Source organism: Pyxidicoccus trucidator, from assembly GCF_010894435.1.
Lineage (GTDB): Bacteria > Myxococcota > Myxococcia > Myxococcales > Myxococcaceae > Myxococcus > Myxococcus trucidator.
The window spans coordinates 1-14,604 of the sequence record NZ_JAAIXZ010000014.1 but is presented as its reverse complement, the minus strand read 5'-3'; the positions used below and the strand labels follow the sequence as shown (position 1 = coordinate 14,604).

Below are 14,604 nucleotides of genomic sequence, written 5' to 3'. Positions count from 1 at the left end.
GGCCGCTGGTGGCCGGCGAGATGCCGGCGTGTCACGACCTCACACCGCCGCGCGAAGCCGCCAACGTGGCACACCCTGCCCCCGGGAAGCACATCCCGTTTCGTCGAATCACGGCGCGAGAAGGCTGGCCTCCAGGCGAAGCTGTCGCAGTCGTCGCCGCGAACCGGAGGCAGGCCTCACCGAGCCAGCCTCCGGTGTCTCTCCGTGCTCAGGGCTCGGAGGGCGGCGTCACCTCGCAGGGCCACCACGCGGGCGGGTTGGCGCGGTCATCCCACTGTCCGGTGTAGCCGTCGACCAGGGCGTAGCGCGTCGTGTTGCCAGTGGTGCAGAAGAGCTCCGGGCGCGTGTTCACCGACAGCGACTCGCCCTCGACGTCGTACAGCGTGGAGCAGCGCAAGGTGGCGCCCTCCGGCGGCGCGGTGGCGGGCGCCCGCTGGGCACGGCGGAACGAGTACACCTCCTCGCACGCAAACTCCCCGACGTATGGGAGTTCCGGGTTCACGATCATGTTCATCGAGGTACGGCCCCGGTTCATGACGCATTTGTCGAAGACCGACCCGCCGTCCGGCGCGCAGTCGTCTGACAGCAGGAAGCCAATCTGCCGCGCGATCTCCTCGGGCCTGGCATAGAGGGGGCACTCCCAGTCGAATCGTGGTGCGCTGTCGTCCGATACCCTCCAGGCGCCTCGTTCTATTTGTGTCTCCGGTTGCCTGCCGCGCTTCACGTCTGTGGCAGGGACCCACAACACACTGGAACGAGGTGCTCTGTATGAAGTCTTTCTTGAAGTGGGGAATGTCGACTGTCCTGGCCACCATCGCGACTCCGGCCCTCGCTCACGAGGATGCGACGGGTACACAAGAGGGGTTGGTACAGGTCGCGGGGCTCGAGTCGGCCCGGGCCGCCTGCTACATCGACACATCGGCGTGGGACGTGGCGACCCCCTACTATTGCTCCGCCATCGTCTGGTGGCAGCCCAAGGCCACGGCGGTGTTCTCGGTCGTCGGCATCGACCAGTCCGCCGGCCGGTACCAGATCACGTACCTCGACAACAAGTGCGCCAGAGTCTGGTACACCACCCAGGAGGGCTGGGTCTGCTCGCGCTCGATTGGTCCCTTCCGGGACTACCCCCAGCGCGTGCAGGTGACTGATCTGCAGACGGGCCAGTCGGTCATCCTGTCCGCCACCGCCAACTACGAGACCGGCGCGTAGAGCAGCATCACGGCACGGCACCTGGATGAGCAGGTCGCCGTGCCACCTTTCCATGCCCGAAGTCAGGTCAGAGGCCGAGCTCCTTCTTCAGCTCGGCGTATGCGAGCCCCGAGGCGGAGAGGCCCAGCTTGTCATCCAGTGAGGCCTCGGCGATTTCCGCGAAGGTCTGCGTGCGGCCCTGGGGAATGAAGATGGAGTCCCAATCGAAGCCGCCCTTGCCGCGCGGTGCATCCGCCAGCGTCCCTTCGACTTCCTTGAGAATCACCTTCCGCTGCCTGCCGTCGCAGAAGCAGACAGCGGACCGGGTGGTCACCCTCTTGCGGTCGGGACGGACCAACCCGCAGAGCCTTGTCCCGAGCGCCTCCCAGAAAGGACGGATGAGCGTCCCCGGGAGCCAGCCGAAGTCTTCGATACAGAAGGCGCCATGCTCGACGATGAGGGGAAACCGGACCCGGGCGTAGGCCGCCGCGGCCTTGTTCAGGACGAGCGTCTTCAGGTCCGTTTCGAGGAGCTCGACGAAGGCCGACCTGCGCGCCTTGACGAAGCCCAGCTTCGACGAGCCCTGGAAGAAGTGCTCGACCTCACGGAGCCTGTCGGCATTCGACGTGACGTAATAGGCGGTCTTCATTCCAATCCGCTCCCGTCATCCGCTCCCGTCATCCGCCGATACTCCTCAGGAGCTCCGCGACGCTTGCGGTCTTGTCCTCCGGGTCGAGCTGGATGACGTCGACGTTCCACTGCTCGAGCAGCATCGGCTGGACCGGCCCGGCGCCATGCGTGGCGAAGAAGCACTTGCGAGGCGTCAGCGGAGCGCGGCTTCCGGCCTGGCTGCGCTGGCGAAGCTGGTGCATGCGGTACCAGATGTAGCGGATGTTCATGTCGCTGAAGCTGTAGCCGATGAACAGGAAGCTGTGGCTGAGCAGGTCTGCCCGCAGTCGCTGGTCCGCGGCATCCTCCAGCGCCATCCGGTCGAAGAAGCCGCTCTCCGTCAGGATGATGGTGTTGCGGATCTCCAGCGTGCCGTGGAACTTGATGACATCGCAGGCACCGGCCTCCTGCTTGTCCTGGAAGTCCACGAAGGAGGCCAGCACGGAGACCTTCCTTCCCGCATCCCTGAGCGCGTGCTCGATGTGGCAGTCGAAGTTGGTCGTGTAGATGGTGTGCCACTGGTCGAGGAGGGCCAGGGCCTTGTGCGTGGGAGAGACCTTGCGGAGCTGGCTGGCCTCTTCCGAGTTGAACTTCCGCGCCATGCCATAGACGAGGCGCTCGAAGTTGTTCGGGTGCGCCACGGAGAAGAACTCCGCGAGCTGCTCGGCGCTGCCATGGTCCATGAACAACTCCGGCTCGAAGCCCAGCGGCTCCGCCATGGACGCGATGAGCTCGCTCCAGTCCGGCAGGTGCAGCGGCTTGGAGAAGCCCGCGCCCAGAAAGGGAATGAGCCGGCCTTCCCGGTATTCCTGCTGGAGCAATGGCGCGGCCTGGGGCAGCTCGAGAACCGCCATGGTCACCTCCGTGGCCGGGGAGCACGTTCCTGCAATCGCACCTTGTCCACGTGGCCCCATCACAACAAGCGCGGGGCACAGGTGGTCGAGGAAGGCCTTGTACGTCTGGCTGGCGCGAGACTCGCTTCGCTGGGCGTGCTGGACCTCGAGGGGAAGGTCGCGGCGGCTGACCGGTCACTCGGCCTCCTGCGGGGCGCGCCCAGGCACGTCTTGAAGAAGTCCGCCCACGGCGACGGGCGCAGCAGTACGTGGGGACGCGCAGCCTTCAGGCGTGCTGCCCCGACCACATGCCCTTGGCCCCGCTGCCTCGCCACACCGGGGCGCGAAGCGGGGCAGCCCCCACCACGCCAAGTGCCCGAGACCACAACTCTTTTACACGCCTTCGTCTCGCGGCCCCGCCTGCCCCGCCTGTTTCAGAGAAGAGAGAGAGGAAGAGGAACACAACCCCCAAGGCGACAATTGCCAGTCATTCAATTCCTCTCATTCCTCCTGCTTGGACTCGTGTGTATTCCGCCGGGGCGCCGGGGCAGCGGGGCAGGCCGCCAAACTCCAGAGTGAGTCTCACGGGTTAGCCCTGCCCCGCTCTTAGCCCCGCTCCCTGTTCCGCCCCACTTCGTTGCTGAACGTCAACGCGCCGGCCCTCCGGCTGACCGCGAATCCCCTCTCGTTTCCTCATTATGGGTTCAGCTGGTGCGGGGCGTCGTGCCGAGCAGAGCATTGCCGGGTACGCACGAGGTGTGAAGCGTGGGGCAGCGCCGCACCTTGACACTCGCGCGCTGTTATGGCCACGCTGCGACGATGACAAATATTCGTCACAGAGGCTCCCTTCGACAAGCGCTGGCTGTAGTGACTGCGTTCGCGCTCCTGCTCGGCATCGGCAACGAGGCTGAGGCTCAACAAACGGGCAAGACGACCCGATACTGGGATTGTGCCAAAGGAAGCGCTTCGTGGCCTGGGAAAGCCTCAGTTACCAGTCCGGTTAAAGCTTGCGCCAGTAATGGCGTCTCCGTGCTCAGTCCGGATACGCAAAGCGGTGCGAATGGTGGTACTGCCTACGCGTGTAACAACAATCAGCCGTGGGCTGTTAATTCGAATCTGTCGTATGGATTTGCCGCAGCGAATTTGCAGGGCTTGACAGAAGCCGCTTGGAGCTGCGCCTGTTACGAATTGACATTCACCAGCGGGCCCGTGAAGGGCAAGAAGATGGTGGTTCAGGCTGTTAATACGGGAGGGGATTTGGGTCAGAACCATTTCGCCCTGCTAATCCCTGGCGGGGGTGTTGGCCTTTTCAACGCCTGTACGAGTCAGTGGGGTGCTCCAGCCGATGGTTGGGGTGCCAGATACGGCGGCATCGCCACTCGAAATGAATGCAGCCAACTGCCGTCTCAATTGAGGGCGGGCTGTCAGTGGCGATTCGATTGGTTCAAGAACGCGGATAATCCCACCGTGAGCTTCAAGCAGGTCACCTGTCCATCCGCAATCACTGATAAATCTGGCTGCATACGCAAGTAAGAGCAGGCGAACGTATCGTTGACCACCTGCGCGGGCCGGGTTCCTTCTGGGACTCGGCCCTTTGCTTTTGTGGGAGCAAGCCAGCCCTTCCGCCCATCCCCTGGAGCGGCATGGGCCGAATCTCACTCAATGAGAATTTGGAGGTTCTGAGTTTACATGGCCCATGGCCAGGGCCCGAGGCGTTTGGTGCTCGTAAAGGGTCGGCTCCGAGGCTATAGGCTGAACGAACGTTCGCTAAGTTCCGCGCCCCCCACCCGGCCCGCTGGGAGTCGTCCCCTGAAGCACTCGTACACCTTGGTTTTCCCCCGGCACACCCTGTGGTGGCTCGTGATGGGGCTTGTCCTCATCTACGTGGTGCTGGCCATGCTGCTCACGCCCGCGTCCATCCACCTGCTGCCACGCGAAATGGTGGTGGGCATGCTGCGCAGCACGTATGGCTTCCCCACCTTGCTGCTCGGCATCCCATGCGGCATCTACCTGATGGCGTGGCGGGCCAGCGACTTCTTCGTCTGGTGGTGGTCCCCGCGCTCGCTGGTGGTGGACGACAGGGGGCTGCGCTCGGGCAGCACGTCTCTCGCGTGGGGCCAGGTGCGCTCCATCGTCCGGCGGCACCAGGAGGACCAGCTCGTCCTCCGTCATGACCGAGGCACGTACCGGCTCCGGCTGTACCTGTGGAGCGACCCGGACGAGCTCGAGGCCCTGGTGACGGACTCCGTGGTCGCGGAGCTCCTGGAGGAGGTGCACCACCAGGTATCCCAGGGGGAAGCGGTTCCCTTCGGTCCCCTGACCCTCGGTGACGAGGGGCTGACCTACAAGCGGCGGCTGATTCACTGGGACGACATCGACAGCATCCGCTTCCAGGACGAGAGCGACACGGGCGCGGAGACGCGTGAGCTCATCCTCACGGTCAACGGCAGACGCCACAAGCTTGACGAGGCGAAGGTCGTCAACGCCCCCGTCCTGCTGGCCTACCTGTCAGCGCGCCTGGCCGGCTGATACCCCTCACCCCAACACAGGCATCACATCATGGAAATCTACAGCTCCGCGAAGTCGAAGGCGAAGTCCGACAAGCCCCACGAATTCTACTACTCGCGCACCAGGCTCATCGCGGGCGCCATCATCTGGTCCATGGGCAGCGCGTTCTTCCTCGTGCTGACCGCCATGGCCATCCCCAAGACGGGCGCGGGGTACCTGGTGGGACTCATCGCGCTGGCCGCGGTGTGGATGCTCATCAATTGCATCCGGGGCCTGGGCAAGCTGCACATGCCCGCGCTGGTGATTGGCCTTGATGGAGTCCTCTTCCCCGATGGCCAGCTCATCGACTGGGACGACATGGAGGAGAACACCTACCTCAACCAGACCTATATGGGCCTCATCCCCATCGGCCGGTACGTCGTCATCAAGACGCGGCTGAAGAAGCCCAAGACGAAGAAGCTGCGCGTCTTCGCGCTCGACATGACGAGCGACGAGTACCTGGCGCTGTGCGACCGCTACAGCGGGGGCGCGTTCGCGGATCGCTGAGCCCCTGGGGTGCCGCGCGCCCTCGAGGAGGGCGCGTGCGGCCAGCGCTACGTCGGCGCGAGGAACGGCAGAATCTCGCCCGTCTTGGCCCACAGCTCCGAGTGGTAGACCTTGTCGGCCGTCAGGCCCGTGTTCGTGAAGAAGTACGCGTACTGGGACTGGTACGTGGTCTTCCAGCCGAAGCCGGGGTGGTCCTCCTCGCGCCACTCTGCGTGGGGGATGCCCATCGCCTGGAGGGCCGTGCCGAGCCACTGGTTGAAGAGCAGACCCGGCCACAAGGACTCGTCCTCGGGGCTGTTCCTGCCGGCCAGGTTGTAGTTGAGGTTCCGGTAGTCGCAGTAGTTGCCGGTCTTCAGGGCGCCTCCGGCACTACCGGCGGTCACCACCGGCACCGAGAAGGAGTAGTGGGGGTAGTTGCCGTTCTCCTGGCCCCACGCCACCAGCGAGTCGTCCAGCAGCGTGCCGCCCACGCCGTTGGAGATGCTCTCGAAGCGGCCGACGAGGTCCAGGAAGACTTCCGAGAAGAACACCTTGTTGAACTGGACCACCAGGTCCTGCTCGTCGCCGGGGGCGGTGGACGGGTGCACGACGTTGTTGTGCCAGTCCTCCCCCTGCGGGGCGCGAGTGGTGAAGGTGAGGTTCTGGTTGTTCTCGTCAATGGTGAGGGTGGCCACGCGGCAGGTGCCACAGCTCATCGCCACCGCGAGCACCTCGTTGAGGAGCCGGAAGTACTCGACGTTCTTCGCCGGGTCCCCCGCGAACGAGGCCGAGCGCTTCAGGGTGAGGTTGTCCGTCGTCGGCCGGGCGGGCACCTGGCAGGCCTCGTGCACGACGGTGCCCAGGCGGCGCTGCAGCTCAGCCACCGCGTGGATGTGCTGGTCCAGCCGCACCTTGTCCTCCGCGGACAGCCGGCTGTTGCCGTTGCGGAGCCGGCGGTAGCTCTCGAGGATGCGGTCCACCACCGGGGGCCGGCTCGGGTGGGTGCCCTCCCCTGCGCCCGCGAGCAGCATGTCGAAGAGAGCCAACGAGCTCTCGATGGCGCTGACGTCGCTCGCGGCCACACCGGAGGAGCGGACCCCCGGCGTGTTGTAACCCCAGCTCCCGCTCGACGTCCCCGAGCTGGCGAGGACCACGCTGCGCTTCCGCACCGAGGCGACGCTCGGATAGAAGGCCGGGGAGTAGGCCATGAGCTGGTCAATCGTCGCCCGCGGCGAGCCGGGCCGGCCCTTGTCTTCGTCGTAGTAGCCCAGGGCGGCGCCGAAGTTGTGCCCCATGTACAAGGGGTAGTCGAGCCCGCGCAGGATGTTCATCTTCGACACCAGGCTCGGCGTCAGGACGCTCGACTTCGCCGTCAGTGCCCGACTGATGACCGCCTCGCCGCTCGCGTTCACCGGGGCCGTCAGGCTCCCGCGCCGCACGTCGTGGCCCGCATAGCGGAGCGTCTCGCTCAGGGCCGAGGCCCCCGGCCACATGTTGGAGGTGAGGATGGCGCCATGCGGCGTGCGCACGTGCACGAAGCACTTGGGCCGCTGGGTCTCCGCCGCCTTCGCTTCGCGGGCGCTCAGCAGCGAGGGCAGCAGCGGCAGAGCCAAAATCGCCCCGCCCGTACCGCGAAGGAACTGGCGCCTGTCGACCCTGAAGACACCCGGGTCCTGAGTCTTCTTCACTGGAACCTCCTCTGCTTGAAGCTGGGATGGTGGGCTACCTTCCTCAAGAGTTCCGCCAGCGGGGCGCCGCCGCGGGTCACCTGCTCCAACTCGGCGAGCAGGCACCCGTCGCGCTCCTCTGACTCAACGCGCGCGTGGGCGAAGCGGAAGTAGTTGCGCGCCAGGCAGGACTCCATCAGCTGGCTGTCGTCGATGGCCTGGGTGAGCCCCACCGCGCTGTCGAGCACGCGGAACTCGTCGTCGTAGACGTGCACCTCGGCCACGGTGTCCACCGTGGGGGCGCCCGTCTCGTGGCCCTGCGCGTCGAAGAGGCGCTCCTGGAGGCGCTCACGCCCCAGCGCGTCGAAGCCCTCCAGCACGAAGCCCTGCGGGTTGATGGTCGCCTTGTGGCAACCCCGACAGGCGGCGGTGGACGTCATCGCCGTCACGGCCTCGCGCGTGGTGATGGTGGCCGTGGGGACGGGCGGCGTGTCGGTGGCGTTGGGCGGTGGCGCGCCCACCTGCTGGCACAGCAGCGCGTTGCGCACCAGGTAGCCCTTGTGGATGGGCCGCGTGGAGGCGGTCCCCGTGGCCAGCAGCGCGGCGCGCGTCAAGAGGCCGCTGCGGCGCGTGGAGGGCATGACGGGGGCCGGCCCCGTCCCGTTCCAGACGGGCACGTCGTAGACGGCGGCGAGGAAGGGGTCGTCCGTGTACGAGTGCCTGTCCCAGAGGAAGTCGCTCACCGAGCCGCCGGAGGACACCGTCTGCCAGGCGGAGCGGCGGACGTCCTCGAGCATGGCGGTGCGGGTGGCCTCGGTGGGCATTCGCTCGCCGACGAAGGACTTGTAGACGGGGTCATTCCGCAGCGTCACCAGCGAAGGCAGCTCCTCCAGGCGGAGCCACTCGCTGATGAAGTCGTCCAGGGAGTTGCGCAGCTTCGGGCTCTCCAGCAGCCGCGTCAGCCGCGCGTCGTAGCCCTCGGGCGTCAGGAGGGAGCCGCCCGCGGCCGCGGCCCAGAGGGCGTCGTCCGGTGGCTCCTGCCAGAACTGGTAGGAGAGGCGCGAGGCCAGCTCGTACGCGGACAGGGGGCTCACCTCCTCCGCGTTCTGGGTCCCGCTCTCCACGCGGTAGAGGAACCTGGGCGAGTTCAGCAGGGTGGCGATGACGTCCGCCACCGCCGCGGGCTCCACGGGCGTGTTGCCGGCGATGTCCGCGTGGAACGTCACCTCCGCCGCGGGCAGAGGAGCGCGCAGGATGCGCGAGCCCCAGCCCTTGATGAAGTCCTCCAGGCAGCCGCGGTCGTTGGAGGTGTTGCTGTCCGTCGCGCAGCGGCCCAGGACGGCCTCGAGGCGGGCCGGCGTCCGCGTGAGCTCCCGGGCGATGACCACGCCCACGTCGTACATGGCGTCCACCTGCGACTGCTGGATGGACTGGTCCAGCCGGCTGTAGCCACCTCTCAAGTCACCGGGCGCGGGTTTGCGTTGGTCCGTGGGGTACCGGGCGAAGGTGGGCGCAAGCTCCGCCCAGAGGGCGTCCGCCTCGTTCGGCAATGCACGAGCAATGGCGAAGCGAAGCGAGTTCGCCAGCTGCGTCCGGGACAGCCTGGGCAAGGGCAGGTCCGCGGGGACGGCGCTCGCGTCGCAGGAGAACCGCGCCGGTGCAGGGGGGACGGGCGCGGACGAGGCCGGCGGAGCGGGGTCGTCTTCTCCGCCGGGACCTGATTGCTCGACGGTGCCGTAGCAGGCGACCGCGCCAGCGCAAAGAAGCAGGAGGCTCACGTAGCGTGGAAACGTCATGCCCCCCACTACGCGCGCGGCCGAAAAAACTTTCCTCCCCGTGAGGGCTGGCAGCCGGAGCGCACGGGCGGCCGACGCTGGCTGTGATCCACGGTCGGCGGTACTCTCACTGTCACCGCATGACCGCTCTGCTCAGCGCGCTCTCCCTCGTCTTCCTGGCCCAGGCCCCGGCGGTGTCCGTCTCCTTCGACCTTCGCCCCCTGTCCGACCAGGACTATCGGCGGTGGGACGGTGTGGAGCTGGAGCGAAAGGTGGCGATCCGGTTGATACAGGAGGGCTTCGCGGTCGTCTCTCCGGAGAGCCCGGCGCAGCTTCGACTGCGCGCAAGCCGCGCTCCAGAAGGATTGCGGCTCGAGGCAGTCGGGCCGCGGCAACGGGCCGAGCAGCGCGTTCGAGTGGGGCGGGGTTCGCTCGCGGAGCTTCATCTGGAGATCGCCCAGAAGCTCTCCGAGCTGGCGCGGGCGCTGAAGCCCGAGCCGGAGCCGCCCCCGTCCGCGCCCGTGCCTCCCGAGCCCGCGCCCCAGCCTCCCGTGGCGGTGGCTTCCGCCCCACGCAGCTCCGAGCTGGACCTGAGCCTGGGCCTGGGTTCGCTCTGGCGTGGACCCGCCGCCGACCCACACCTCCTGCTCTCCATCAGGCGCGGCCTGGGGGCGCTCGGCCTCGAGGCGGAGACGGGGCTCGGGGTGTCTCGCGGCGCGGAGTTGACCGTGCTCGAGGTGCAAGGTGGGGCCTTCTTCAGCTATCGACTCTCCGCGACGGAGCGCCTCCAGCTCGAACCTGGCGTGGGCGCGGGCGTCGTCCTCCACACCTTCCAGCTCGCGGCCTCCTGGGTGTCGGCCCGGTCCGGTACGCAGGTGTCTCCCGCGGGCTGGGCCCGGATGAAGCTCCGGTGGAGGTTCACCGAGCGCCTCGCGGCGGAGCTGCGCGTGGCCCTGGGCCTGCTGAGGCCGGTGACTCATGTAAACGAAGGCGCAACGCTGTGGTCGCGGGGTGGCGCGAGGCTCGAAACCGGCGCCAGCCTCTCCTGGTGGCCGTAACCTCCGAGGAAAGTTTCTCCGGCGCCAACCGTAGGTGCCCAGGTGATGGATGTCGCGCGCCCCCCACTCCAAGGCCCTGCCTGCCGTGCCTGCCCGCCCTGTGTCGTTCGACACGCTCTACGAGGAGCACGCCGAGGATGTCTTCTTCTGGGCCATGCGGTATGCGGCGGGCCGCTCGGGCTGGGCCGAAGACGTGACGCACGATGTCTTCCTCAAGGCCTGGGAGCACCGGGCCTGGCTGCGCGAGGAGGACGTGAGGGGCTGGCTGTTTCGCGTCACGCAGAACGTGGCGCTCTCCGCCCTGCGGCGCGAGAACACGTTTCAACGGCGCCTCGCCGCCCTCCTCTTTCCGTCGCAGCGCACGGAGACGGAGTCCACGCCCGAGGCGGCCCTCGAGCGGCGAGAGGCGGTGCGCAGCGCCACGGCGGCGCTGGACCGCTTGCCGGGACAGGAGCGGGTGGTGATGGGTTTGAAGATGCTGGATGACCTGAGCCAGCGCGAGATTGCCCAGCTCCTCTCGCTGTCGGAGGGCTACGTGTCGAAGTTGATCAGCCGCGCCCAGGGCCGCCTGGCGGCGTGGGGATGGAAGGTGGACGATGGAGCCCCGTGACTTCCGCGCCGAGCTCCGGCGTGAAGACCAGCTCCGCCGCGAGCAGGGGATGTCCCCGGCCGCCCGGGCCCGGCTGGAGTCTCGGCTGCGGGGCGCCCGCGAGCCGAAGCCGGCACGGTACAGGCGCCCCGTGGGGTGGATGCTCGCCGCGTCGGCAGCGGCGCTGGCCCTCGCGGTGTACTTCTGGAGCGCTCCGTCCGCACGCTCGCTCGGGGGGCTCGAAGTCGCGCAGGCCACTGCCGACCTGAGGGTGCGGGAAGACGCCGCGGGGGTGGAAATCCAGAGGGGTGAGGCCGCCCTGGTGGACGACGCCCGGGGCCTCGCCCTTCGGAACCTGGGGCCGCTCGTCGTTCGTCGCGAGCCGTCGGGGGTGCGACTGGTCCGCGGCCGCGCGGAGTTCTCGGTGGAGCGCCGAAAGCCAGGGGCCTCCCCCGCTGTCGTGCTCGTGTCGGGTGGGGCGATTGAGGTCATGGGCACGCGCTTCACGGTGGAGGAGCGGGAAGCGGGAGGAGCGGTCACCCTGCACGAAGGCGCCATTGTCTTCCGTCGGCTCACGGGTGAGGTGGTTCCGCTTCGGCCGGGGCAGACGTTGGGGTGGCCGGTGGCCGAACCCGCCGAGCCAGCACGTCGCGGGCTGGCGTCGCCCGAGCCGGAGCCGCCCCAGCCCCCGGCGCCGCCCAGCCCGGAGGTCGCTTCCTCCCGCCCCCCCGCCGCGGCAGGCCGTGCCCCGAGCGTGGAGGAAGTCTTGCGAGAGCTGGAGGTCCTTCGCGGTCGGCACGAGTTCGAGCGAGCGGCGCGGCACCTCGAGGCGGCGATGCGCAAGCAGCCCATAGCGACGCGGGAGCGCCTCAGCTTCGAGCTGGGCTCGCTGCTCACGCACCAGCTCAAGGACGCGCAGCGCGCCTGTGCGCACTGGGCCCGCCACGAACGACAGTTCCCGCGTGGGCGCTATGCAGAGGCAGTCCAGCGTGCCCGTGAGACGCTGTCCTGTCAGGCCCGTGACGGGGAGACAGGGCGATGAGACCAGGGCGCTGGAGCGTGCTGTCGCTGGTCGCTGCGCTCACCGCCTGCGAGCCTGCCATCATCGACCATCCCCCCACCTCCAATCTGCTCGACGCCGAGACGGCGTCTCTCGAGACCGGGCTCGGACAGTGGGTCCCCTGGTACTCGGTGAACGTCTCGAGAGAGCCCACCGCTGCGAGAGCTGGCGAAGCGGGCATGCGCGTGGAGGTGACCGAGCTGTACGGCTGGGGCGTCCATCTCGACAACTCGCCGGGATTTGTCGCATCCGCGGGAGCGCACCGCGCTTCTTTCTGGGCCCGCGGGACGCCGGAGCGCTCACTGGTCGCCGAGATGCGGGTGAGATGGCTCGAGGCGAGCGGCGAGGAGCTGCGGTCGGACGTGCTCTCCAGCCCGGTGCTTTCCGCGGAGTGGGTTCGAACTGCTCGCGAGCTGACGGCCCCGGCCGGAACGGAGCGGGTGTGGGTGGAGGTGACGGGCACCGAGGGTGCCCCGGGCGACGTCATCGAGCTGGATGTGCTGGTCGTGCAGGCCTTGAGCGCGCCTTGAGTGGCTCCTGACGGTGGGCGTCAAGGCCGGCTACACGGTGGCGGTGGCGGGTACCCTGGTGACCACGGGCGTCTCCGCCATCGGCACCTCGGACGCCTTCTCAGCGATGGTGAACCGTCAATGAGGTGACGGCACAGAGCGCTCAGCGCTCACGCGCCGCGGCTTCCAGCGCCGCGATGTCCATCTTGATCATGCCCATCATGGCCTGCATGGCCTTGGGATGGCGCAGCAGCTCCTCGACATTGCGTGGCACGACCTGCCAGCACAGGCCGAAGCGGTCGGTCAGCCAGCCACAGGCCATGGGCTTTCCACCACCCGCCATCAGCTTCTCCCAGTACGCGTCGAGCTCTTCCTGCGAATCGCACCGCACGAAGAACGAGAACGCCGGGGTGAGCTGGTGCGCGGGCCCGCCGTTCATGAACGTCATCTCCTGGCCTTCGAGCTCGATGACGATGGTCGCGATCTTGCCTTCCGGCCAGGGCCCGACGCCCTTCGAGCGCAGCTCCGTGACCTTGCGCGCCTGCGGAAAGACGCTGAGGTAGAACTCAGCGGCTTCTTCCGCGCTGTCGTTGAACCAGAGAAACGGTGAGACCTTGCTGGACATGATTGCCACTCCTCGTGCGGACCTGTTCCGGCTACGCGAGGAGCCTACAGCATCCGGTTTGCCTACCTGGAGCGGCTTCCTCTACCTGGCCGTCGTACTTCTACAACTCACCAGACTTGCTCCGGGAACAGTTGGCTTTGCGAGCGACCATTTCCCAGCTGGCCTTCCAGGTTACTGCCCCAGGCCCAGACGGTGCCGTCCGCCTTCATCGCCAGCGAGTGCTGGTAGCCCGCGGCCAGGGTGACCACGCTTGAGAGGCCAGGCACCTGCGTGGGCCTCCTATGGCTGGTGTACGTCCCATCACCCAGCTGGGCGTATCCATTCTCGCCCCAGGCCCAGACGGTGCCGTCCACCTTCACCGCCAGCGAGTGGACGTTGCCCGCAGCCAGAGCCACCACGTCGGTGAGACCGGGCACCTGCGTCGGCGTCAGACGATCGGTGAGCGTCCCATCACCCAGCTGGTTGTACGAATTGTCGCCCCAGACCCAGAGGGTGCCGTCCGCCTTCAGCGCCAGCGAGAAAAACCGGCCAGCAGCCAGGGCTGCCACGCCGGCGAGACCGGGCACTTGCGTGGGCGTCAGCCGCTGGGTGTTTGTCCCATCGCCCAGTTGGCCGTCCGCATTCGTGCCCCAGGCCCAGACGGTGCCGTCCGCCTTCAGCGCCAACGAGTGGCTTGCGCCCGCGGCCACGGCTGCCACGCCGGTGAGGTCAAGCACCTGCGTCGGCGTCAACCGCTGGGTGTTTGTCCCATCGCCCAGCTGGCCGGAAGTGTTGGAGCCCCAGGCCCAGACGGTGCCGTCCGCCTTCACTGCCAGCGCGTGGCTTGAGCCCGCGGTCAAGGCCGCCACGCCGGTGAGACCGGGCACCTGCGTCGGCGTCGGCCGTTGGGTGTTCGTCCCATCGCCCAGCTGGCCTGACCCATTGTCGCCCCAGGCCCAGACGGTGCCGTCCGCCTTCACCACCAGCGCGTAGTGATAGCCCGCGGCCACGGCTGCCACGCCAGTGAGACCGGGCACCTGGTTTGGCGCACCACGCTCGGGAAGCACCCCGTCACCCAACTGGCCGTTCGAATTGTCGCCCCAAGCCCAGACGGTGGCGTCCGCCTTCAGCGCCAGCGAGTAGAGGTAGCCTGCGGTCATGCTCTGGCAGTCCGTAAGCTGGGAGAGAATCGGGGCGAGGAACCATCCCGGCCGCCGGCCCCAGGCCCAGACAGTGTCGTCCGCCTTCAGTGCCAACGAGTGGCTTGAGCCCGCGGCCAAGGCTGCCACATTGGTGAGGCCGGGCACCTGCGTCGGCGTCGAACCCTGTTTTTTTGTCCCATTGCCCAGCTGGCCATACCCATTGTAGCCCCAGGCCCAGACGGTGCCGTCCGCCTTCAGTGCCAACGAATGAATTGAGCCCGCGGTCAGGGCTGCCACGCCAGTGAGACCGGGCATCTGCGTGGGCATCCGCCGATCGGTAGTCGTCCCATCGGTGAGCGTCAAGGAAGATGTCGGGTGAGTCGGGTCAGCGCGTCTTCGTCCGTGCGTGCTGAATGGGCGTGGTGTTCGCGGAGGGGTTGAGGCGCACGGGCCCCGCGGGCGTCCAGTTGCGCGTGG

The 14,604-nt window shown here is 67.7% G+C and carries 15 protein-coding genes; 8 read left to right on the top strand and 7 right to left on the bottom strand.

Going from position 1 to position 14,604, the window contains the following annotated elements; genetic code table 11:
• Window positions 1–208 precede the first annotated feature (208 nt).
• Window positions 209–502, bottom strand: coding sequence for a hypothetical protein (locus G4D85_RS32805; RefSeq protein ID WP_205525817.1), 294 nt, complete (start codon window positions 500–502; stop codon window positions 209–211).
• Between the two features lie 290 nt (window positions 503–792).
• Between G4D85_RS32805 and G4D85_RS32800 the strand changes: the two genes are divergently transcribed.
• A complete protein-coding gene (locus G4D85_RS32800; RefSeq protein WP_164018012.1) occupies window positions 793–1,209 on the top strand; it encodes a hypothetical protein in 417 nt (138 codons plus the stop codon).
• Window positions 1,210–1,276: 67 nt separating this feature from the next.
• Here the strand turns inward: G4D85_RS32800 and G4D85_RS32795 are convergent, their stop codons facing one another.
• Window positions 1,277–1,837, bottom strand: coding sequence for a non-canonical purine NTP pyrophosphatase (locus tag G4D85_RS32795; protein WP_164018011.1), 561 nt, complete (start codon window positions 1,835–1,837; stop codon window positions 1,277–1,279).
• Between the two features lie 28 nt (window positions 1,838–1,865).
• Window positions 1,866–2,711 carry an SIR2 family protein gene (locus G4D85_RS32790; RefSeq protein ID WP_164018010.1) on the bottom strand — a complete coding sequence of 282 codons (846 nt, stop codon included), beginning with the start codon at window positions 2,709–2,711 and terminating at the stop codon, window positions 1,866–1,868.
• Window positions 2,712–3,509: 798 nt separating this feature from the next.
• Here G4D85_RS32790 and G4D85_RS50850 point away from each other — a divergent pair.
• The 3 genes from G4D85_RS50850 (at window position 3,510) to G4D85_RS32775 (ending at window position 5,744) form a co-directional block, all read left to right on the top strand.
• Entirely contained in the window at window positions 3,510–4,223 is a 714-nt protein-coding gene (locus G4D85_RS50850) for a hypothetical protein (RefSeq protein WP_420821739.1), read from the top strand.
• Between the two features lie 330 nt (window positions 4,224–4,553).
• Complete coding sequence (locus tag G4D85_RS32780) at window positions 4,554–5,219, top strand: hypothetical protein (RefSeq protein WP_240359633.1); 666 nt, start codon at window positions 4,554–4,556, stop codon at window positions 5,217–5,219.
• 30 nt (window positions 5,220–5,249) lie between these two features.
• Window positions 5,250–5,744: a hypothetical protein gene (locus G4D85_RS32775; protein ID WP_164018008.1), complete on the top strand. Its 495-nt coding sequence runs from the start codon at window positions 5,250–5,252 to the stop codon at window positions 5,742–5,744.
• Window positions 5,745–5,791: 47 nt separating this feature from the next.
• Here G4D85_RS32775 and G4D85_RS32770 read toward each other — a convergent pair whose 3' ends face one another.
• Entirely contained in the window at window positions 5,792–7,411 is a 1,620-nt protein-coding gene (locus G4D85_RS32770) for a DUF1552 domain-containing protein (protein WP_164018007.1), read from the bottom strand.
• Window positions 7,408–9,186, bottom strand: coding sequence for a DUF1592 domain-containing protein (locus G4D85_RS32765; protein WP_164018006.1), 1,779 nt, complete (start codon window positions 9,184–9,186; stop codon window positions 7,408–7,410). Before G4D85_RS32765 ends, G4D85_RS32770 begins: the two co-directional genes overlap by 4 nt.
• A 119-nt stretch (window positions 9,187–9,305) precedes the next feature.
• Here G4D85_RS32765 and G4D85_RS32760 point away from each other — a divergent pair, with 119 nt between their 5' ends.
• From G4D85_RS32760 to G4D85_RS32745, 4 genes are read left to right on the top strand one after another with little or no spacing between them, the layout of a single operon-like run.
• The gene (locus G4D85_RS32760) at window positions 9,306–10,223 is read left to right on the top strand and encodes a hypothetical protein (protein WP_164018005.1); all 918 of its coding nucleotides are present in this window, start codon (window positions 9,306–9,308) and stop codon (window positions 10,221–10,223) included.
• A 49-nt stretch (window positions 10,224–10,272) separates the two neighbouring features.
• Window positions 10,273–10,833: an RNA polymerase sigma factor gene (locus G4D85_RS32755; RefSeq protein ID WP_164018004.1), complete on the top strand. Its 561-nt coding sequence runs from the start codon at window positions 10,273–10,275 to the stop codon at window positions 10,831–10,833.
• The gene (locus tag G4D85_RS32750; RefSeq protein ID WP_240359632.1) at window positions 10,820–11,854 is read left to right on the top strand and encodes a FecR domain-containing protein; all 1,035 of its coding nucleotides are present in this window, start codon (window positions 10,820–10,822) and stop codon (window positions 11,852–11,854) included. Before G4D85_RS32755 ends, G4D85_RS32750 begins: the two co-directional genes overlap by 14 nt.
• Window positions 11,851–12,402 (top strand): hypothetical protein, encoded by a 552-nt coding sequence (locus tag G4D85_RS32745; RefSeq protein WP_164018003.1) that lies wholly within the window; start codon window positions 11,851–11,853, stop codon window positions 12,400–12,402. The genes G4D85_RS32750 and G4D85_RS32745 overlap by 4 nt, the downstream gene beginning before the upstream one ends.
• A gap of 142 nt (window positions 12,403–12,544) precedes the next feature.
• Here the strand turns inward: G4D85_RS32745 and G4D85_RS32740 are convergent, their stop codons facing one another.
• Together G4D85_RS32740 and G4D85_RS32735 are read right to left on the bottom strand one after the other, a co-directional pair.
• Window positions 12,545–13,006, bottom strand: coding sequence for a VOC family protein (locus G4D85_RS32740; protein ID WP_164018002.1), 462 nt, complete (start codon window positions 13,004–13,006; stop codon window positions 12,545–12,547).
• Between the two features lie 107 nt (window positions 13,007–13,113).
• Entirely contained in the window at window positions 13,114–14,454 is a 1,341-nt protein-coding gene (locus tag G4D85_RS32735; RefSeq protein WP_164018001.1) for an RCC1 domain-containing protein, read from the bottom strand.
• Window positions 14,455–14,604 lie beyond the last annotated feature (150 nt).

Excerpts from the sequence above, each read along its gene's own strand:
- G4D85_RS32800 (WP_164018012.1), top strand. The coding sequence starts at position 793 with ATGTCGACTGTCCTGGCCACCATCGCGACTCCGGCCCTCGCTCACGAG.
- G4D85_RS32795 (WP_164018011.1), bottom strand. The coding sequence starts at position 1,837 with ATGAAGACCGCCTATTACGTCACGTCGAATGCCGACAGGCTCCGTGAG.
- G4D85_RS32790 (WP_164018010.1), bottom strand. The coding sequence starts at position 2,711 with ATGGCGGTTCTCGAGCTGCCCCAGGCCGCGCCATTGCTCCAGCAGGAA.
- G4D85_RS50850 (WP_420821739.1), top strand. The coding sequence starts at position 3,510 with ATGACAAATATTCGTCACAGAGGCTCCCTTCGACAAGCGCTGGCTGTA.
- G4D85_RS32780 (WP_240359633.1), top strand. The coding sequence starts at position 4,554 with ATGGGGCTTGTCCTCATCTACGTGGTGCTGGCCATGCTGCTCACGCCC.
- G4D85_RS32775 (WP_164018008.1), top strand. The coding sequence starts at position 5,250 with ATGGAAATCTACAGCTCCGCGAAGTCGAAGGCGAAGTCCGACAAGCCC.
- G4D85_RS32765 (WP_164018006.1), bottom strand. The coding sequence starts at position 9,186 with ATGACGTTTCCACGCTACGTGAGCCTCCTGCTTCTTTGCGCTGGCGCG.
- G4D85_RS32760 (WP_164018005.1), top strand. The coding sequence starts at position 9,306 with ATGACCGCTCTGCTCAGCGCGCTCTCCCTCGTCTTCCTGGCCCAGGCC.
- G4D85_RS32755 (WP_164018004.1), top strand. The coding sequence starts at position 10,273 with ATGTCGCGCGCCCCCCACTCCAAGGCCCTGCCTGCCGTGCCTGCCCGC.
- G4D85_RS32750 (WP_240359632.1), top strand. The coding sequence starts at position 10,820 with ATGGAGCCCCGTGACTTCCGCGCCGAGCTCCGGCGTGAAGACCAGCTC.
- G4D85_RS32745 (WP_164018003.1), top strand. The coding sequence starts at position 11,851 with ATGAGACCAGGGCGCTGGAGCGTGCTGTCGCTGGTCGCTGCGCTCACC.
- G4D85_RS32740 (WP_164018002.1), bottom strand. The coding sequence starts at position 13,006 with ATGTCCAGCAAGGTCTCACCGTTTCTCTGGTTCAACGACAGCGCGGAA.
- G4D85_RS32735 (WP_164018001.1), bottom strand. The coding sequence starts at position 14,454 with ATGCCCACGCAGATGCCCGGTCTCACTGGCGTGGCAGCCCTGACCGCG.